General features: G+C 51.1%; 20 protein-coding genes and 3 pseudogenes. 5 read left to right on the top strand and 18 right to left on the bottom strand.

Going from position 1 to position 18,998, the window contains the following annotated elements:
- Positions 1-8: 8 nt before the first annotated feature.
- The 12 genes and pseudogenes from HA45_RS28125 to HA45_RS12210 all read right to left on the bottom strand — a co-directional run bounded on the left by HA45_RS28125 (position 9) and on the right by HA45_RS12210 (position 9,294).
- Positions 9-965, bottom strand: a complete 957-nt coding sequence (locus tag HA45_RS28125) for a TraI domain-containing protein (RefSeq protein WP_244563431.1) — start codon at positions 963-965, stop codon at positions 9-11.
- Positions 955-2,470 (bottom strand): annotated as a pseudogene (locus HA45_RS12260) (UvrD-helicase domain-containing protein). The gene HA45_RS28125 and the pseudogene HA45_RS12260 overlap by 11 nt, the downstream one beginning before the upstream one ends.
- Before the next feature lie 115 nt (positions 2,471-2,585).
- Positions 2,586-2,813, bottom strand: a complete 228-nt coding sequence (locus tag HA45_RS12255; RefSeq protein WP_100702993.1) for a hypothetical protein — start codon at positions 2,811-2,813, stop codon at positions 2,586-2,588.
- Positions 2,810-3,748: a DUF1281 domain-containing protein gene (locus tag HA45_RS12250; protein WP_100702992.1), complete on the bottom strand. Its 939-nt coding sequence runs from the start codon at positions 3,746-3,748 to the stop codon at positions 2,810-2,812. Before HA45_RS12250 ends, HA45_RS12255 begins: the two co-directional genes overlap by 4 nt.
- A 102-nt stretch (positions 3,749-3,850) precedes the next feature.
- Positions 3,851-4,837 (bottom strand): ArdC family protein, encoded by a 987-nt coding sequence (locus HA45_RS12245; RefSeq protein WP_100702991.1) that lies wholly within the window; start codon positions 4,835-4,837, stop codon positions 3,851-3,853.
- Positions 4,838-4,910: 73 nt separating this feature from the next.
- Positions 4,911-5,507 carry a hypothetical protein gene (locus HA45_RS12240; protein WP_100702990.1) on the bottom strand — a complete coding sequence of 199 codons (597 nt, stop codon included), beginning with the start codon at positions 5,505-5,507 and terminating at the stop codon, positions 4,911-4,913.
- 71 nt (positions 5,508-5,578) lie between these two features.
- Positions 5,579-6,190 (bottom strand): hypothetical protein, encoded by a 612-nt coding sequence (locus tag HA45_RS12235; protein ID WP_100702989.1) that lies wholly within the window; start codon positions 6,188-6,190, stop codon positions 5,579-5,581.
- Positions 6,191-6,270: 80 nt separating this feature from the next.
- Complete coding sequence (locus HA45_RS12230; protein ID WP_100702988.1) at positions 6,271-6,879, bottom strand: hypothetical protein; 609 nt, start codon at positions 6,877-6,879, stop codon at positions 6,271-6,273.
- Between the two features lie 68 nt (positions 6,880-6,947).
- Positions 6,948-7,292: a hypothetical protein gene (locus HA45_RS12225; protein ID WP_100702987.1), complete on the bottom strand. Its 345-nt coding sequence runs from the start codon at positions 7,290-7,292 to the stop codon at positions 6,948-6,950.
- A 13-nt stretch (positions 7,293-7,305) separates the two neighbouring features.
- A complete protein-coding gene (locus HA45_RS12220; RefSeq protein WP_100702986.1) occupies positions 7,306-7,647 on the bottom strand; it encodes a hypothetical protein in 342 nt (113 codons plus the stop codon).
- Positions 7,648-7,744: 97 nt separating this feature from the next.
- Complete coding sequence (locus tag HA45_RS12215; RefSeq protein WP_100702985.1) at positions 7,745-8,092, bottom strand: hypothetical protein; 348 nt, start codon at positions 8,090-8,092, stop codon at positions 7,745-7,747.
- A gap of 305 nt (positions 8,093-8,397) precedes the next feature.
- Positions 8,398-9,294: an integrase domain-containing protein gene (locus tag HA45_RS12210; protein WP_100702984.1), complete on the bottom strand. Its 897-nt coding sequence runs from the start codon at positions 9,292-9,294 to the stop codon at positions 8,398-8,400.
- A 948-nt stretch (positions 9,295-10,242) separates the two neighbouring features.
- On the opposite strand from HA45_RS12210, the gene HA45_RS12205 reads away from it, so the two are divergent.
- From HA45_RS12205 to HA45_RS12195, 3 genes and pseudogenes are all read left to right on the top strand, one after another.
- A complete protein-coding gene (locus HA45_RS12205; RefSeq protein ID WP_100702983.1) occupies positions 10,243-10,878 on the top strand; it encodes a hypothetical protein in 636 nt (211 codons plus the stop codon).
- 1,185 nt (positions 10,879-12,063) lie between these two features.
- Entirely contained in the window at positions 12,064-12,513 is a 450-nt protein-coding gene (umuD, locus tag HA45_RS12200) for a translesion error-prone DNA polymerase V autoproteolytic subunit (RefSeq protein WP_100702982.1), read from the top strand.
- A gap of 8 nt (positions 12,514-12,521) precedes the next feature.
- Positions 12,522-12,749, top strand: a pseudogene (locus HA45_RS12195) (Y-family DNA polymerase); the annotation flags it as partial.
- Positions 12,750-13,366: 617 nt separating this feature from the next.
- On the opposite strand, the gene HA45_RS27505 reads toward HA45_RS12195, so the two are convergent.
- Positions 13,367-13,537 (bottom strand): hypothetical protein, encoded by a 171-nt coding sequence (locus tag HA45_RS27505; protein ID WP_166936816.1) that lies wholly within the window; start codon positions 13,535-13,537, stop codon positions 13,367-13,369.
- Positions 13,538-14,293: 756 nt separating this feature from the next.
- Between HA45_RS27505 and HA45_RS12190 the strand changes: the two genes are divergently transcribed.
- The gene (locus tag HA45_RS12190) at positions 14,294-15,103 is read left to right on the top strand and encodes a shikimate dehydrogenase family protein (protein ID WP_100702980.1); all 810 of its coding nucleotides are present in this window, start codon (positions 14,294-14,296) and stop codon (positions 15,101-15,103) included.
- Positions 15,104-15,125: 22 nt separating this feature from the next.
- On the opposite strand, the gene HA45_RS12185 is transcribed toward HA45_RS12190, so the two are convergent.
- From HA45_RS12185 to HA45_RS27245, 5 genes and pseudogenes are all read right to left on the bottom strand, one after another.
- The gene (locus HA45_RS12185) at positions 15,126-16,022 is read right to left on the bottom strand and encodes an ornithine carbamoyltransferase (RefSeq protein WP_100702979.1); all 897 of its coding nucleotides are present in this window, start codon (positions 16,020-16,022) and stop codon (positions 15,126-15,128) included.
- Between the two features lie 56 nt (positions 16,023-16,078).
- Positions 16,079-17,650, bottom strand: a pseudogene (tnpC, locus tag HA45_RS12180) (IS66 family transposase).
- Between the two features lie 19 nt (positions 17,651-17,669).
- Positions 17,670-18,017, bottom strand: coding sequence for an IS66 family insertion sequence element accessory protein TnpB (gene tnpB, locus HA45_RS12175; RefSeq protein ID WP_100702978.1), 348 nt, complete (start codon positions 18,015-18,017; stop codon positions 17,670-17,672).
- Positions 18,014-18,334 (bottom strand): transposase, encoded by a 321-nt coding sequence (locus tag HA45_RS12170; protein WP_143808504.1) that lies wholly within the window; start codon positions 18,332-18,334, stop codon positions 18,014-18,016. The genes tnpB and HA45_RS12170 overlap by 4 nt, the downstream gene beginning before the upstream one ends.
- Positions 18,322-18,618: a winged helix-turn-helix transcriptional regulator gene (locus HA45_RS27245; protein ID WP_158087313.1), complete on the bottom strand. Its 297-nt coding sequence runs from the start codon at positions 18,616-18,618 to the stop codon at positions 18,322-18,324. The genes HA45_RS12170 and HA45_RS27245 overlap by 13 nt, the downstream gene beginning before the upstream one ends.
- A 173-nt stretch (positions 18,619-18,791) precedes the next feature.
- On the opposite strand from HA45_RS27245, the gene HA45_RS27635 reads away from it, so the two are divergent.
- On the top strand, positions 18,792-18,998 hold a 207-nt coding region (locus HA45_RS27635; RefSeq protein WP_211280905.1), incomplete at its 3' end, for a hypothetical protein.

Genomic DNA, 18,998 nt, shown 5'->3' with positions numbered 1-18,998 from the left:
CTGCTCAGTTACTGCGCCGCAGTTTTCTGAAAGTGCTGAGGGCAAAACCCGGTTTCATCATCCTCAGTTAACGGAGATTCTGCGTTCACTGGTGCGAGACCGGAGGCCAGACCCACTGCACTTTCCGACCCGATACCGGCGAGTGCTGAGGCCGCACTGATGATATCGCCAGGGAAAGCCGTCGCCGGCAGCCCCGGATCCGCTATCGGCACCCCAGCGGCCAATGCAGGCAAGCCTGCCGGCGGAGAACCAGCGGGCGATCCGCTGATGCCCCGCGCTTTCTCGAGAATTTCATTTATTAGCGGCATGGCCGCCGCATCCCCGCGGGCCAGAGAAGCCATCACCCGCATGGCCTGTCGATCGCCGCAAAGCCAGGTGACCCCGTCATCAGGTAACAGCCTGGTGGCCATCATTGCTGCCATACCGGAATCGGCTGCATTGCTTATCCGGAATCGATAGGGTGCACCCGGCGATGAAATACCGGGGATCCAGCATTGTCCGTCCAGTAATTCACCTTCAATCCTGGTCAGTTGCGGCAGATGAGTGGTAAGCGCTGACCAGAAAACAACCGCATTCCAGAGCGTGTTTTTAGCGGCCTGTTCCTCAGGTGCCGCGCCCGGAGGAAACATATGCCCTTTTGCCAGCCTGACGCTGCAGGCGGTAAATTTCAGGGTGAGATCTAAGTATCCGCCCTCTTTACTCCATTCACCTTCAGCGCTGGCCGGCACGTTTTGTACGCCCTCAGCGATGCTTTTCAGCGGTGCCAGGTAAAGCCGGTTATAAATCTCCTCCGGCAAAGACGTGTTATCCCAGATTTGCCTGAGAAGAAGCTTACGATGCGGGGAAGAAAGCAGCTCTGCGGCTGACTGTGGCGCGAAATATCCCGGCGGAACCTTACCGCCAGCCTGCGCTGTCTTAGCCGCGGTTTGCCCTCCGGATATTATGGTTATGAGCTTACTGAACATTCTGGCTTCCTGATAATTCAGCTTCATTGCTGATATAAAGCGCAGCCTCTGCGCTCTCTGAGTCCTTTCCGCCCGGCATTTCTGAGTCTTCGCTAAGTGCATCGAGGCAGCCAGTCACGATACAGACCAGCTCGTTTGGCACCATAATTTTGCGCGCGCGCGTCACCGATACGTACAAAAGATTCAGCTCATCTTCTTTTTCACGCGGGTTTAATAATGGATCGGTAATATCAACAAAATCGTCGCTTATTTTGACTGCGTTCTACTCAAGCCCTTTACCGCGGTGCGCCGTCACGACCGTCACATCAGCATCGCTTTCGCGCGTCACCGCCTGCTTTTTTAACACGGCCAGCAGCATTGGCAGTGGAAAGTACATGTCCAGCAATCGTACACCTTGCCCCATTTCCGGATCTTTTGTTGCTTTGGCAATGGTTCGGTATTCTTCAAAGTCACGATAATCACGCGTCAGCTGCGGCGACTGAATGCGATCGGGCATATCAACCGAAAGCCAGTACAAATCTTCCAGTTCACCAATGCGGTATCCCTCCATGCCGCCCACCCAGTACACCTTTTTACCCGTCAGGCTCTCCACCAGGCTGAGCCAATCACGCCCGCTACCGTCCGGCTGATAACGCAGCAGTGCGCGGTTCCGTCGGGCAGTTCGGCTACAACCTGGTCGTCACCGCCTAGGCCGCAGATCCGGCGGGTTTCCCCCGCCTCGGCAAGCAGGGTATTCGCAACGTCTGCGACCGCCGGACCAAACCGGAAGCTGTTCGTCAGCCACAGCCTGTCTGCAATCTCCAGCTGCGGAGACACGAGAGCGTTTCCGCCCCCCTGAAGCGATATATCTGCTGATAACGATCGCCGACAAGGATGATGCGACAGGGCTGGCTTAGAACAAACTGACTGGTCACCGGATTCGCATCCTGTGCCTCATCGAAAAGGATCACGTCGCATTTCTTATTTAGCTCCGGCACTGACAGCTGATAAAGTTTAAGATATGTGTCATGCGTCACCGGAAAATGTGAATCCATCCGGGTCATTTCATACCATACGACCTGTGCCGCTCCGAGTATTTTTCCCGTTTCCAGTCCGCCCCGATCGCTCTCATCAGGCAGATGCAGAAATGAGATATCCCCATCGGCGCTGTACAGAAAGGTGTTAAGCGTGTTCAGCGCCGTTCTTGTAAGCAGCCAGTGACGGGTGTTGAGCAGCCGCGCCACATCCGTTACGCGCAGAGACGTGGTAAGCCGCGCCTGAAAGTGTCGCCCGAACGTCGGCCATGCCAGTTGATGAAACGTCCTGCACTCCACGTTAAAAGGAAAACGGCGCTCAGATTCCTCCCTGATCGCGCGATTGTAGGCGAGATAGAGGATCCGTTCCTTAGGGTTTGCCAGCGCGTAGGCTTCAAGCGTGGATGTTTTACCCGTGCCGGCAAATGCCGTAACGACAAGTTTTCTGCCTTTCCAGGCGATGATCTTTGCCTGCTCCTGCGTGGGTTGCATGTATTCAGTACCTCCGTCAGCGTCATGCCATGAACCATGCCCTGCCGGGGAGGCGGTATCCACCGCAAACTCTATACTGACCCGCAAAAAAAACGCCTCCGGAGAGGCGTTATGGTCAGGCTGCGCGTTGCTCTGCGCTGCCGAGTTTTGCTGCCCACCTAGCGGTGTAGTGCAGCGGGGTGTAAAGCGTGCGACGCCGTTCAAGCGTCAGCGCGTTTCCGGTCATAACCTCTGCCGCAATGCCGCAGAGCGAGAGCTGTATATAGGACAGCGTATTGTCTTCTGCGCTGAGGTGAGCCGTCGAAATAACGCGGCAGCGAAGGTACTCTCTGTTGCCGCTCATCCCTGTGCCGCCTGATCAACGGATGTTGCACCTTCTGGTTCATGAGGTTCAACGACCGGCACCAGATGAAGCCCGGGCCTCCCGTCGTCCAGCTCGTCAATAATCGCCTCAGCACTGCAGACGTGCTCGCCCCGATCGTAACAGTCATAACCATCAAGATCGTGAACCGGCTCGCTGTACCAGTGCCGAATTTCACAGTCAAAGGTCGATGACAGTGCCGCGATGACCTCTGCTGCCGGCGGGAACCAGGCGGAATCAAACGCAAGTTTTATGCTGCTGACGCCATCACGTTCCCAGCTAACATTGTGACCTGCCGGCCACTCCATACCGTACTGCCGGCAATAGAGGCTGCAGGACGTAGACGACCCGGACAGAAGTCCGCCACTTCCGTTCAGCTCGGCAGCCAGCCGGCTCGGGATTATCTGCAGCATATCGCAGGGTTGCGCCCTGTCAGGCAGCTGACTCAGTCGTTCCCAGCACTGACCCGGATCGATTTCCCGGGAAAGCGTGGCAATACCAAACCAGTCTGCATAACGTTCCTCAATGAGTCGCGCGATATGTCTGCGTGAAACGTCCGGAATACTATCCCAGCGGATCGCGTCGATACCCGACTGATGATAAAGCCGCTCAATTTTGCGCAGATGCTCCCCGTCAAGCGATACGTCATTGCGCAGTAAACCGAGCCACTGCTCAAATGCCAGGTTGGCTGGCGTGCCCTGTCCCGTTCCGCTATGCATTAACCCGGGAAACGGCGGAAAAGACTCCGTTTTAACCGGGCGTAGCAGGCCGCCACACCCCGCCAGAAACAGCTTTATGCTGCGCATGACGGCGTGACGGTAAAGCGGTACGGCTTCACCGCTGATCCACTCCTCCATGATGCTGATGAGCGCGGATTTTCCGGTGATTTCTAAACGGTTATGGCACCAGTCTGACATGGTTAATTCCTCTTCTTTCCAAAAAAAGAGGGCACTGTCCCGTGAGGAACAATGCCCTCACGGGACGACAACGCGTTTATTTAACGTTGCCGGGTTGGTGTGTTATGCAGCTTCTGCTGCACTTACATCTAACTGTAGTAAAAACTCTGACGCTTCTCTTGCTTGCCGACAGGCACGAAAGAGTGCTTTTTTGTCCGACTTCAGTACCTCAAGCCACGATTTTATGTAGCTGTCGTGCTGAACGTCGCCAAACACGCCGAGCTGGGCGCACAGAAACGCGCTGCCCATCTCCGCTATCAGCTCCTCAAACGCATAAACCGGATCGCCGAACTTTTTCGACGGTTTGGTTATGCCTTCGCGGTTCAGTCGTGACTCATGACCGGTGGCGTGCACAACTTCATGCAGCAGCGTGCTGAAGTAGTCGGCGTGGGTAAAAAACTGTTCCGCCTTCGGCATCAGTATGGAATCAGTGTGTCTGGCGTAACAGGCCCGGTTCTGTAATCTGAACTCAACCTTAACGCCCGCCATATGCACAATCTCACATATCCGTTTTTCCGTCGGCCAGTCGATCGTACCGGGATATTCAGCTACGGGAGACTCATGCGGCACAGCCGCAACACTGTCCGGTAAACCGTCACACTGCTCGACGTTAAACAGGAAGTTAGGCTTTATCATGGCCCGCGATTCCATCAGCGGCTTTCCGTCGGAATCAAACAGCTTGTTTCCGCTGGCATCCTCAGCCTGTTTTTCAAAAGGTCTGAAGATAATGGCCTCTGATGACGTTTCACCTTTGCGAACCTGACCGCCCAGCTCCTGCGCCTGACGATACGTTACCCACCGATCGGTGCTGTATCCTTTTTCCTCAGCGGCCAGCCATAACAGCAGCACGTTTACGCCGCTGTAAGGCTTACCGGTTAAGGCATTAACCGGTAACGGACCCGCTGCGGCGTAGTGGCCAGCAGTGCGCCACGGTTTTTTCCATGGCGCCACGCCGTTCTCCAGTGCCTCAACGATACGGTCAGTGACCTTCTGGTACAGATCCACGCTCTCAGTTTTCTTCGTGCGACGGGTTTTAGTTGGTTTGGTCATGGGATGCTCCTTAAATGAAAAAGGGCGCATCCCTCCCCTGACGGGCGAGAAATACGCCCGTCAGGGAAAGTGGTTAAGGCACCGGAGAAATAATCTTTCCGTCGGCGGTTATGCTGTTAAGCCGCAACCGGAGTTGCTGCCTGGGATAATAGAAAGCGTGTTGATCACAACGCTTACTGTCAGTGAATATTGCGTTTTCAAACGTTGAGGCTGCCGAACCGAACCACCGGGCCCGCTCTTCGTCGCAGTTGCAGTCACAAAAATCTGAAGTCCTCATTGCGTTAATACGCTCACGGAACAGCTCAAGTTTACGTTGACTGAGCCAGCTAATGGTTTTGCGCTTCAGCTGATACGTTGAACGGACAGACAGAACAACCACTTTGTCAGCGGACGTTATCTGGCTGAAAAAGTCAGGGTCTTCCACAGTGAGCTCGTACGCCTCAGAGATCTGACCAAACTTCAGTTCAACCTGCACGCCCGGGTCGGTACTCCCACCGCTGTATTCAAGCGCATAAATGCGCGCTTTACGGTAGAAAAGCTGACCGGGTAGTCCGTTCCTGAACTCCAGGAACAAACCTTCCTGCGAACAGATAACAAGCCTGACTGACATAGCCTGATGGTAGGTTTCATGAAACAGCTGCGCGAGCGCGTCACTGCCGAAAGTAAACATAGGATCACCTGCTGTAATAGCGGGACCTGTCTCCTTCCGGAGAGCAAATCCCGGAAGGATGGGTATAAAGGTCAGCTGTTGTGCTGCTGAGCAAGCCAGAACTCAATGCCTGATATGGCTTCCCACTCTTCAGTGGTGACCTGCTTGCCGGGACCGGAGGTTTTTACCAGCAGCAGATGTTCAATTGCGCCGGGTATAACAAACGATGCCGGAATTTTTTCAGGTGCTCTGGTAAACATATCCATATTCCATGCCAGCCATCGCTGCGCGAAATGCCAGCTTTGCGGACAGGAACTGGTTATGTAATAGCCTTCGGGGCATAGGTTATGCATAAGAACCAGCACGATGCGCACGAATAAATCCTGTCTGCATCGATGGCTCTCCACTTTACGGTATGTACGAAAATTATCCGAAAGCGTCTGCCTGAGGTAGAGCGGATTGAGGCAGTAGCCTTCGCCGTCCTTATGGTTGAACGTGACCGAACCCTCTTCGTCAAAAAGTTCTGACGCGCGGTTCATGTCATAACCCAGCTGTTTATAAGGCCGGAGCTGAGCGGGAAGAAGCCAGAATGCTTCTTTAACTGCGTCGATAAATCTGAACCACTGTTCATCATTTATGGACGCTCCCTGCTCAAACTGGTAAACGCCCGGAAGGACCAGAGGCTCGGTTGGTGTATGTGTCATGGTAAATCTCCATTAAAAAGGGGATTTACCGCCCACAGGGAGGTAAATCCCCGTTGGGTTAAGTTAAATCGATTGCCGGATCAGCGTTTGCCGGTTTTCAGTTCTTCAAGTGCGAACTCAAGTTCTGAAATCAGTCCCCAGTCAGCCGTCGTAAACGGACGTTCAGCTCCGGAAACGCTTCTGATAAGCAGTTCATCAGCTGCGCCGGTAATAAAACCTTCCGTGCTGAAAGGCTGAGGAGCATCACTGACACTAATCAGTTGGTGTCGTATTGCCCAGCGAACAGGAAGCGCCCAGCTGACGCCGCCAGCTGATGAAGTTATTTCAAAGCAGTCTGAGCAATGTTGATACAGCATTAGCAGCGCAATCCGCGTGAAGAAGTCGATGGGCTGACCTTCCGTTTCAATACGCAAATCAGGGCTCATATCCAGGGTAAACATCACGCTTCTGGATATGTAATTCCCTTCGTCTTTTCCACCGAATTCAAATACCTCGGGGTGAGGAAACATCATGGAAGCGCGTTCCAGAGGCGTACCGTTTGTTGACGAGCAAGGGCGGAGATGTACCGGTAACAGCCAGAATGCTTCAGTAACTGCCAAGGTAAAACTGTGCCAATCGCTAGGAGAGATCCATCCGGTCTGCTTAACTTCATAAGTGACGTGTTGGGGCGGTACGGATATTGGTGTCATGATAAATCCTCAAAAAAAGGGGATTTATACCCCTGATGGGGAATAAATCCCCACAGGGTTACGTCAGATTAGAGAGATTCTAATCTGGCAATTTCCAGATATCCCAGACCATCATTATGGCCATCTGAAGAAATCCGTTCATGCAAAGTGCGGTCGAGCCTGATGCTCATTGCACGGATGGAGTCAACCAGGTCAGTACAGCCAGGACTGAGGAAGCGGTCCTGAACCATACCGAACTCAAGGTTGTAAATAACGTTGATCTGAACGGACATAGTGACGGGCAGTTCACCGCAGAGGTGCACCTGCTCGTCAAGGTCGTCCAGACCAAATCGCTGATAGGCTAATGCCGTAAGCATGTCGCACTCGTATTTAGCTAACTGCAGCATATCTGCCAGGTTGGTTGAAATAGTCATATTCCACTATTCCTCACTGATAGGCATAACGCAGATTAGCCATCTGATTCGCCAACTTCAGAGCATAGCGGCGAGCATGACGGTACGAGCTGAAAACCTCATCCGGCTTTTTCAGAGAACCAAACCGGTGATTGCCGTAAAACGTGCCGGAACGGGTAAGTATGCCGGCCGTCCATTTTCCTGACGGTAACTGATGAACCTGAATCCTGAAGCTGAGTGAGCCAGCCCGGTTCGTTATCCACTGTTCTTTTCTCTTACCGGCTGCGACGCGATCTCGCAGGGACAACGCTGCAGCGGAGGCCGCTGAACAGATGCCTTTTATGGAAAAGGAGGTTGGTAATAAAAAGGTATACATGGTGTTTCTCCTGTTGAGCGGGAAACACCTGCCTGTCGGGAAGATGTTTCCCGATGGGCATTCGCATAGCGAATATATGGTTCAGACGACTGCGCTGTTACTTCTGAGCGGCGAACTCCCTGGAAGTCGCAGAATCAGACGCGGCATGCTGAGCGGCTTTCACTGAAGCTTGGTGCGTAAAGTGCTTACCGTGCCGGCTGAAAATGAATTCATCGCCCAGCTGGCCTTCGGCCAACGTTCTTGCCATAACAATGGCGTGATAAAGTTGATCGTCAAACCATACGCGGGAGCGAAATTCATCATGACCGGAAGATGAAGCAAGCCACGATGTTCCCCTGAGTGCAGCTTTAAGATCAGGAAATTCAGATGCAACATGAGTTGCAATGGAATCGACCAGATCGAATGGCGTACGCAACTCATTCAGAAACGAGCGGGTAATGGACATAGTTCCTCCAGAAAACAGAGAAACATTTGCCCTGACGGGAATGTTTCCACGAAGGACGAAGGCCGGAGCCGGATGGTTGAATGTACCTTCATCGCCAGGCAGTAGGAGCCGTGATTGACGATACCTGCTTCCAAAGGCGAGCAGATGTACCACACTGATGTGTTCTCCCTTTCAGGCTAGAGGAGTGTTGTTTGCAGCTACCCGAAGGCGATCATCTCAAGCTACAGACCATTGGTGGTTGTCCGAAGACAACGTAAGAAGCGTTTTAATAATAGCGTTTGCTTAAGGAAAATTACAAGAGCCTTTTATTCATCTGACTCATCTATCCGGTTATAAACCCGGGCAACGTAAGCACCACGTCCATCACCGTGTCCAAGATCCATTGATACAAGCGCCTCAGCTTCTTTACGACTCAAGCCATTTTCTAAATGATGATTTACTGCATCTTTTGAATAAGCATACCTGAGACTGTGCGGTGCATAGATCCCGGTCATTCCACTTTCACGTAATACGTTATGATAACGATCAAGCGCCTGATGAAGCGTTGGTTTATCGATTAACTTACCGTTATTTTGTTCTATGTAACGAATAGCTTCATTTAACAGGTTAACAACCTTCTCTTTATCAAAAACGGAGGCATCGCGCGGACGCCCTCCTTTAGAGCCAAACACAACGCGCACGTTATTATTTCCGGATTCTAAATTTTTTCTCCAGGTCTTAAGTGACTTTGCCGACTGAACAGTTTCCTCTGCACGCAGACCAATATACCTGGCGAGCTGAATACCTAATGCAATCCCCCTATCTTTTTCTGAAACCGTTAAAATAATTTCTCTGAGACGTTCGTCCGAAATGGCAACTTTGGTGCCTTCCCGACTGGCTCCTGAAATATTCAGCGCCTGATTACTTAATTTCTCATGTGCAGGATTAGCCAGAACGTTACGCCCACCTTGAGAAAGAACAGAACGTAATGCGGCCATTTCATTTTGCAAGGTCCGTGACGAGATATTTTCATCCTGCCGACTACGAATATAATTTTCGAGATGCTTGGTTTTAATATGGCTTACGTCCCGAATCTGAATATTAAGGGTTGCCAGTCGCTCCGAAAAGCGACTGGCAATCTTTGAACGATCAGAAACCGTTTTAAAACTTCCCCCACCCTGACGTGCGAGCGTGACGAGTTGCTTACCTAATTTACCAGACACTTTTTATCTCCTTAAGAACCTACAGCTGTAAGCTCATAAACCCACAGCTGTATGACTCTACTCTGAATCTGTACATCTCTTCCCCGATGACACGGTTGCTTTGCGCTTCCTGCGTCTCGACTGGTATCTGTGCATCGGGGCGGCGAAATGTTGAGTTCTTGCGAGGCTCCCCAGGTCTCTGACCTGTTTGCGGCTTGCGCCGTGCTGACGTTTGTCAGTCTGCCTCCGTACACCAGTTTCCTGATGTCGCCATCGATACCGAGTCGATCATTCTCCTTCTAATAAAACGCCCTTAACGGGTTGTTCGTTAACGTCGCGTCATGGTTGATAAATAGCCAGTTGAGCATCTGAAAACACGTAATACGTGCACGTCAGAATGTACCGGCATGCTGAAAACCGCACTGTAAATGGGTTTGGTCGTTATGCGCTGCGCGCGTCACTTTGTTCTCGTTTCACTCGAACCAAAGTGACGCCACGCAGCTTCATGCTCCTAATGCGTCTTCCGCAAGCGCCCAAATGTTCCAAATGGGCTTATGCGTCATAGCAAAAGTCGTATGCAGCTCAGGGCGTATCCCTGCAAATATTCATAACGTTAGTGAAGAAAAGCATCATTGTGGATGCCTGTCTGAGGGCGTGAGGCGTATGTAAAAGCCATGCTTTGGTGTGATTAATGTACCCCCATCGTCGCGTCGTAGGTGCGCTTGTTTTGACGATATCTGCTTCCAGGAGCGAGCAGATTTACCACACTGATGTGTTCTCCCTTTCAGGCTACAGGAGTGTTTTCGTAGCTACCCGAAGGCGGTCATCTCAAGCCACAGACCATTGGTGGTTGCCATAAGGCAACTTATTGCCAATAAACCATATCAATACATGAGTATTATTGTCAAAACCAAACTACCATAATTTGTTGAAACTGGACTTAATCAGCTTATTAACAGGGAGACAAAGATGGAAGGTATCAGTAATGCCACCATTCTAACCTTAGCAGTTACTATATCTTTAGCTGCTGTTAATTTTTTCTTTGGTATTCACGGAAGATTGAAGAGATTCACAAATGAAAGAATTTCCGTTTATAAAGAAATATTATCTCTTGAAGACAGTAATGAGAAGTTATCAGATGCTAAAAAGGTAGCTAAAGAGAAGTTAAAAGAACAAGTTTTTTATGAGCTTACTAAAATAAAAAGCATCCCGCTTGCCACGTTAATGCTGGAAATCATAAAAAACAACCCCTATCTAGACACTAAGAAAGAAACTTCCATCAGAACAGTAATTGACTATCTAGATAAGGAAGTCGTCAATTTGAGCCCGTCAATAACTAAAATCACATTATCACTGAACCGTGCAAGATTCTGTAAAAAACAGATGAGAGGGGTAGTGCACGTCATTTTTTATATCGTCCTTGCAATCATTTTTTCTCAAGCTTCTTTTTCGTTAGTTGAAACTAAAGAACACATCCCATTGGCTGTAGTCACCGGATGCATTTCAATATTTATGCTAATAAGATATACTTTAAACTTAATAGCCCACCCTGTACTTGGCAGCTTTAATCATTACAAAAAATTGATTTCGAGACTCAATATTTGAATGTCATTGATATATTTTTATGATGGCTCGTCATAGTTATTATACCTTATCCTTTACGATAACTGTGATTTTGAGGAATAGACATTTGGCATTGAAAATAAAGGGTAAACATTCATTGGGGAGGTGAGACCTAAACTTACTAAGTAGCTTTCTGTTTGAATTTCGTGCTAAGCTATTTTATCGGATCGGTCTATTTGTATAAAAACCATAGAGGTTGCCATCATAAATTTTGCTACCGTACCCCATGCATATGTAGATATTTGGTGCTGATTAAAAATAGATTAATAGGAACAGATAATTCCTCCTCCGTTAAATCATATTTTATATTCTAAAGTGTTTACTGTTCCCTCTATCACCCGATGAGTTTAGGGAGACGTGTTATTGACGTTTTGAAGAAATCGGCTGGTTCTTTCCTGCGGTTTAAACTTTACCCTTTTGAGAACCTTCGCAACGAGGGCGTAAACCAACCCTAGTAACGGCAGGCTTCCGGGTTGGATGAGAACATATTCAGGTCTTACGCAGTGGTCAGAAATCAACATGGCCGACAATCAGTTAACTTTAGAAGACCAAGGAGCTTGTGCTTGTCTCAACTCCCGTGAAAGGGCTTTAACGTACGTAATGTGGGAAAGATTGGCATGATGACGCCGCAGAGGCAGCGAAACGGCGATATGCTCAAGAGTGCCCGGCAGTTTAGACGCTATTCATGCGTCGGCAACGCCATCTGCAAATGTAAAGTTGAGGTCTAGAACTGTTACTGACAACTGTGTTTTTTGTCATCAACGGTCTCCCGCTGGTTAACAGAGCCCGGATCAAAGGTCCTTAGCGAAAGGAATAATTGTCCACAATATAGGTGCACAGACCTTCCAAAACCCTGTGGACAATTTACCGCTCGCCGTGTCAGTCAAGGAATTGATAGTGGGAGTTCATTAAATGAGCACATGACGCCGGCTAAATGAAGTAGCAGCGTTGCGGGCTAGTAAGTCGGCGTCCGATAAATACCAAAAATATTTCATTGTTCTTCATAGCCCTGAGCACGAGCAGGACGGTTCTCTAAGAAAACTGACTTGTCATCAAATCCCGGCTCATTAATACTGTACGTATAAACAGTAATATCAGAGAGGGATTTATGTGTCATACCATGTTTTTTTCAGCCGGTAAGGTGGTTTTTATCACGGCGTGGCAGTCATGAAGCCCGTGGCCTACAGTCCCGGCCTGACGATCCTCTGGCCGCCAATTTTCACGTCTCGTATACGCGTACCGTTATTTGCAGATCCTTGCGCGGCGGGCTTCCCCTCCCCCGCTCAGGATTACGTGGAGTCCGAGCTTGATCTCAACGAGCTTTGCATACGCCGGCGCGCCTCGACATTTTTTGTTCGCGCCAGCGGCAGTAGCATGCAGGAGCTGGGACTTTACGACGGAGATGTCATGGTCGTGGATCGTGCCGAAGAGGCATCTCACGGAGATATCGTCATAGCCGAGGTTAACGGTGAGTTCACAGTTAAGCGCCTTCAACTGCAACCACGTCTTGCCCTGCTGCCCATGAATCCAGCCTACGCAATCATCTATCCCGAAGAGTTGCAGTTGCTCGGTGTAGTAACGTGGTTTTTCAACAGCACGCGCGCGCGCCGGAGGTAATCATGCCCATGTTTGGCCTGGCTGACGTTAACTCCTTCTATGCGAGTTGCGAGGCACTTTTTCGCCCCGACCTGCGCGGCAAGCCAGTTGTGGTGCTCAGCAACAATGACGGTTGCGTTATTGCCCGTTCCGCAGGGGCCAAAGCGCTCGGGATCAAAATGGGCGCGCTATGGTTCCAGATAAAAAATGAAGGATATTTTGAGAAAATTCATGTGTTTAGCTCAAATTACGCGCTATAGTAAGTTAAGTGGAATGCAACATTTTCTACCAGAAATTCATGATAATGGCTGCGTTTATAAGTGAGGTTTTTGGCGCAAATAACGACGGTATCAGGTTCAATCATGCGACGATATTTTTTTGCAGCACGAGGCCGTTTTTTTGCTCAATACTCCCTTCCAGCCCTAATGCATTCTCGCAGTCAGCCGATAAATAATGTGTGCCTCATCAGGGCACATATAACCGATACTGCGACTGATTGTGCTGATGGCTTCCTACCGGAAGCCATTTTTTATTACGATGCCTGTACCGGGCCGCCAGCGCCCGGATTCTGAACCCTTTCCCATGAAGCTGATCGTAATGTCAGCCGTACAGGCAACACAGAAGAGCAGAACTTAGCGTTCAGAGAAAAATTTGGGTCAGATAGGCTGGAAATTCAGGTCGCGGGAGAGATATTCATTACTGAAGACACAGCGAAGGCAGGCTGAACAGACGTTAAAAAAAAGGGGCGGTCAGCCCCTGAAAACATCAATGAGATAAACGGACTTACTCGTGTCGTGGAGTGTGGCCATCGGATTAACCACCTACATGTTATCGGCTATCCGCTGAAAAACTTTAGCCCGGTCCTCTGTGATGCTTACTGTTTTTCATATCGCTCCACGTCCTGTTCGGCCTCCTCCAGCTCGGACATCAGCGCCGCGAGATCCACCATTCCGGCCGCCGGGTTGCGGCTTGCCCGCCGGTAACGGATCCGGAGCGCGCTCAGGCGTATCAGCGCTTCACGATAGGGCGTGGCACCGTTTTTCATTATGACCTCTCCTCTGTGCATGAAGGCATGGTTTTCCCGCTCCTGAACAGACTTTAGCATGCACGGATATCCCCCCCGGCACCCTGAGGTCAGGAGAAGCATGCGCTGCGTCACAAATGTGTCTCCCGCGCTTCAGACAGAGCCTGAGGGATGGCGGGCTGGAAGGATATAAAAAATCTCCCGGGGTGTTCCGTCCCGGGAGCAAGGCTGGATTTCACATAACCGGTCTCACGCCGGCTGTGTAAAGCGGACCATGGGTCCTGAGAGGCGAACTGCAGGCGTCACGGACGGCCCTCTGCGTGGCCGGGTGCACAGGCCCACCTTAATGCAACCCTGGAAAAATCATGCCAGGAACTCTCTGATTCTGCTTCTTTTATCCTGACCCGTGCAGAAATATATCTCTCACGCTACAGATTTCGGTAAGCGACACATAACGACCGTGTTGACAATCGACTCGATGAAACAAGAAGTAATTTAATTGTTTTTTATCATTTAGTTATTGGATATTTACTGAATGATTTCACTGACAAATAAAATCATATTTGACATTCTGCACTGAGCGAGGAATCGAAGAGGAGCTGGAAACGCACGTGAAAGGAGATAGCAGCCAGTTTTTAATTGAAGTTTTGCCCTTAAGGTAAAATGCCTCCAACTAATACAAGACTGACTTCAAAAAATTGGATTGGCGTGGTAATGTCTAATTATGGTTCTCATAATTAAGCATCATGATTAATGGTTTTTCTAAGGGGGATAAACATGACTGAACTCAGTATCGTGAGCGGGAAATTGCAACTTTTATCCATCATCGGAGACCCCATAGTTCAGGTAAACGCGCCATTGATGATAAACGCAGCTCTGCAGAGAGAAAATATCTCAGACGTGTTGATGGTACCTCTTCATGTAGCCCCTGCCGGACTTAGAAATGTACTTGATGGACTGAAATCTGTTCAGAACTTTCATGGTGCTATCATAACAATGCCCCATAAGCAGCAGACGCTTTCATTTATTGACTCTGCGAGCGAGTCTGCTTTGGCAACTGGGGGATGTAATGTCATCAGAAGAGATAGTAAAGGCAGATTGTACGGCGATATGCTTGATGGAGAAGGATTTGTATTAAGCCTCCTGCATCGACGTGTAAACATTAAAGGCAGTAGAGTTTACCTTGCAGGAACGGGCGGGGCTGGCTCAGCCATCGCACACGCAGTGGCCGGACAAAAACCTGCTGAATTGATTATTTATAACCGTACTCTGGAAAAAGCAGTTGCACTGGTTAACAATCTTTCCGTCCTTCACCCTGAGATAAGGATTATTGTTGGCACCGGGATCCCGGAACAGGTCGATATCGCAATCAATGCAACATGTTTGGGGATGGGAGAAAACACTGATTTGCCTTTTTCTATAGAAAACCTCGCAGCAGATACTCTTATATGCGACATCGTTATTTTCCCTGAAAAAACTAGTCTACTCAGGCGTGCGGAGCAAAAAAAACTCCCCACCCACAACGGAAGATCTATGCTTGATGCTCAGATTAAGCTGATGCTAGATTTTATGCTACGTCCGGATTAGTGTGGTTTGTCAGGACTATGACTTAAGTCTCACGAGTTGAATTGAGATGGTTTTTATACAAAAATTCCATAGCCGCATTCTGTACATGTAACAGATATGCTTTAGCTTTTTTTACATGGCAACGTTTGTCCAGCATTGCATCCGATGAAACTTCTTTGCCACGAGTGACAGGTGGACATGGAATAAACACCGTATCAGCATCACACGATGACAGTAATTCTTTATCGACCCGATATTTTTCCAGTTCACTTTTAAGTCTGTTACTAACCTGAGAGGGCCAGCAATCTGTGACTATTACGTCAGCCATTTCAATGAGGCTTTTATCATCAGTAACGTTAAAGTTCTTAATTATGTCACCATAAGGGACGAATAATTCTGGCGGGGCTATCTGGGTAACTTTGATAGGCAATACAGATGCAGCTTCAATCCATGAACGCAAAATGTTTGCGTCAGAACCTATTACAACAACATGGATGCCATCCCAGCCACCTCTCAAATGCCGAATATAAGTTAAATCCCCCAAAATCTCACAGGGATGATTACTGTGAGTTCGCAGGTTAATGACTGACATATTAGTTACTGCAGAAAATTGTTGAAGTTTATTCAGTGAAGGTGTCCGGATGGCAATAATATCAAACCAGTTTTCAAGGAAAGACGCCAAATCCTCCACAGACTCACTACCTTCAAGCTGGGCATTCAGATGAGTCACATGTGCACCCATGGCGGCACCTCCAAGACTAATCGCTGCCGGATTACGCCAGCCCGGCAATTCCTCAATTAATCCCACTCTTGCGTTGTAAAGTGTCTCAGGCATTTGTCGGTTCTGCCAGCAAGAAGATAGTTCGATAGCCCTTAAGGATATCTTTTCTATGGTATCTGGATCCATCGCATCAATTCTTATCAGATTCACTGAATTCATTTCTCTTCCTTTTCTGTTACGAGCAAGCATTATATATCTTAACCTCTTGCCTTTTCTTAATCAGAGGTCACACCGGCATTCCATGGCAACAAATCACGTATTCGGTTCACAGGCCATTCCTGGATATATTCCAGCACATAACGCAGCCATACCTCCGGGTCCACGCCGTTAAGCCGGCAGGTGCCGACAAGCGAATATATAACGGCGGCTCGCTCGCCTCCGCTGTCTGAGCCCGCAAATAACCAGTTTTTTCGGCCTAAAGCGACGCATCGCAGGGCGTTCTCCGCAATATTATTGTCTATCTCTGCCCAGCCGTTGCCGCAATACAGGTTCAGCGCGTCCCATTGTTTCAGCAGGTACGCGAACGCCTTTGCCGTATCTGAGTGCCGTGACAGCACCTTCATTTGTTCCTGTATCCAGTCGTACAGCGACTGCATCAGTGGGACGGTCTGCGCTTTCCTGGCCGCCTGCCGTTCGTCTGCCGGGCTGCCGCGTATGTCTGCCTCGATGGCGTACAGCTCACCGATGCGCTTCAGCGCTTCGGTAGTGATATCTGTTGGTGTACGGACATGAACGTCGTGGATTTTTCGTCGTGCGTGCGCCATGCAGGCCGCTTCGGTGATGCGCCCGCCTTCGTAAAGTGCGTTATAGCCACCGTAGGCATCTGCCTGCAGGATACCGCTGTACCCGGCAAGGTGCTGCTGCGGATGTATTCCCTTACGGTCCGGTGAGTACGCGAACCAGACTGCCGGTGGCATTACCGAGCCCGCGTTGCGGTCATCCCGTACGTACACCCACAGCCGGGCCGTGCGCGTTTTGCCGCTGCCCGGCTCCAGCACCGGTACCGGGATGTCGTCGGTATGCACCTTGCCCGGCATCAGCACGTACTGCCGCAGCAGGTCGTACAGCGGCTCCAGCAGTTCACTTACCGCCCCGGACCAGCGCCCTAGCGTGGCCCGGCTCAGCTCCACGCCCTGACGGCGGTATATCTCCGACTAACGGTAGTGAGGCGTGTGCTCCGCGAACTTCGCCGTGACGATGCGCGCCAGCAGGCCGGGGCCGGCATAGCTGCGCTCGATGGGTTTTGACGGCATCGGGGCCTGAACGATGTGGTCACAGCTGCAGCAGACCGGCTTTGGCCGCTGCGTTTCGATAACCCTGAAGGCGCTGCTGATGAGATCCAGCTGCTCGGACATGTCGCAGCCCAGCGGGCTGAGGCTGCCGCCGCACGCCGGACAGGCGGTTTCGGCAGGCGGCAGAATGCGGGTTTCGCGGGGAAGCGAGGCAGGAAGCGGTTTACGGGCGGAAGACTGGCGCAGCGGCTGCGGGAGTACCGGGTCATGCTGCTCACCCAGCACCTCCGCCATCTCCTCCTGCAGGGCACCGATGCGTTCTTCAGTTTCACGCACCTGGCGCTCCGTTTTCTCACGCAGCTTTTCGGAGCTTTTGCCAAACTGCATGCGCTGCAGCTTAGCAACCAGCGCCTTCAGCCGGTTTATCTCGCTGGCGTAGGCCGCCACCCGCTGTGAGAGCAGGCGGCTGTACTCCGCCATCTGGCGGATTGTGTGCTGCTGCGTGTCCAGCAGCGCCCGGAGCCGGGCATTTTCATCGGAGAGTGAGCGTTCCATGCAGCCACATTACTCCGGTTCAGATGCGCAGACCAGGGCGTTCCGTCCGCTGCGGATGTTTCCAGTTGATGCCTTCCAGCAGCATGCCCAGCTGCGCGGGCGTCAGATGGACTTTACCATCGCGGGTCACCGGCCAGAAGAAGCGCCCCCGCTCCAGCCGTTTGGTGAACAGGCACAGGCCGTCGCGGTCGGCCCACAGCACCTTTATCATGTCACCCCGCCGGCCGCGAAAGATAAACAGGTGCCCGCTGAACGGGTCCGTACGCAGCGTGTTCTGCACTTTCGCCGCCAGCCCGTTGAAGCTGCAGCGCATATCCGTCACGCCGGCGACCAGCCAGATGCGCGAGCCAGCCGGAAAGTTAATCATGTCTCACTCTCCCTGAGTTCGCTGACCAGTGCCCGCAGGAGCTCCGGCGTTAGTGGCCCGGTCAGGCTCAGGCTGCCGCCCGGCAGTGTCAGCTTACAACTGATGACCGGTGTCGTTTCTGCTGATACGGCCCCGTTGTGCCTTGGCGGCGGTGAAAGCGGCTCCACGGTGACAGGAATGAGAGTGGCCCTGCTGGCAGGGTCCAGCAGTCCCTGACGATGCAGATTCCGCCAGTTGAAGAGCAGGTTATCGTTGATGCCATGCTCACGTGCAATTTGCGCCACACAGGCGCCCGGCTGCAGGGTTAAATCCGCCATGCGGATTTTGAACTCCAGTGGCCAGTCCGGACGGCGTTTTTTACCGGCAGATTTGTCTCAAGATTGAAAGCGTAGAGCTCTTCTTCCAGACGCTCAGGCGTGTATTCCTCCGGCAGCGGCCAGTTAATGCCGGTGCGGCGAAAACGCTTGAACATTTTATGCGTGGCGGAGGTGCTGATGTTCAGCTGCTCTGCGATTTCACGGTAAGTCAGGGCGTCGTTAAACCGCAGGCTGAGTGCAGCAGTGATCCAGGGTCTACTGGTGTAAGGCGTGTTTCTGTCCACGGTAGTGTCCATGTTCGCGAAAGTGTCCATGGTAGGAAACACGGGGAAAAATAAAAGACGGTCTGGATGAGACGCTTACGGATTTCGCTGAATTAAGCCCTTAAGTTCACTCTCTGCTGTACAGCACCAGCGGACGGCATCAGGATATCCTGAATATCATCAGGAGCTGCTCCATGTCCGCTGCCGCACAATCTGCACCCGTCACGGAACACGTCCTGACGATTTGCCGGCTACCCGCCGGCATTCTGCCTGACGCGCCGGTTCGCCTGCTGGTGTCTGCCCGGGAAGACCCGCCTTTCGCAGGCCCCCGAACCGGGCGCACGCTCAGGCTCACCTGGCACCTGCTGTCTGCCCTGCCGCGTGGCGCCCTTCCGGGAACC

Source organism: Pantoea rodasii, assembly GCF_002095465.1.
Lineage (GTDB): Bacteria > Pseudomonadota > Gammaproteobacteria > Enterobacterales > Enterobacteriaceae > Pantoea > Pantoea rodasii.
Note: the sequence above shows the minus strand (reverse complement) of the source record. Positions and strands in the feature narration are given on the sequence as shown.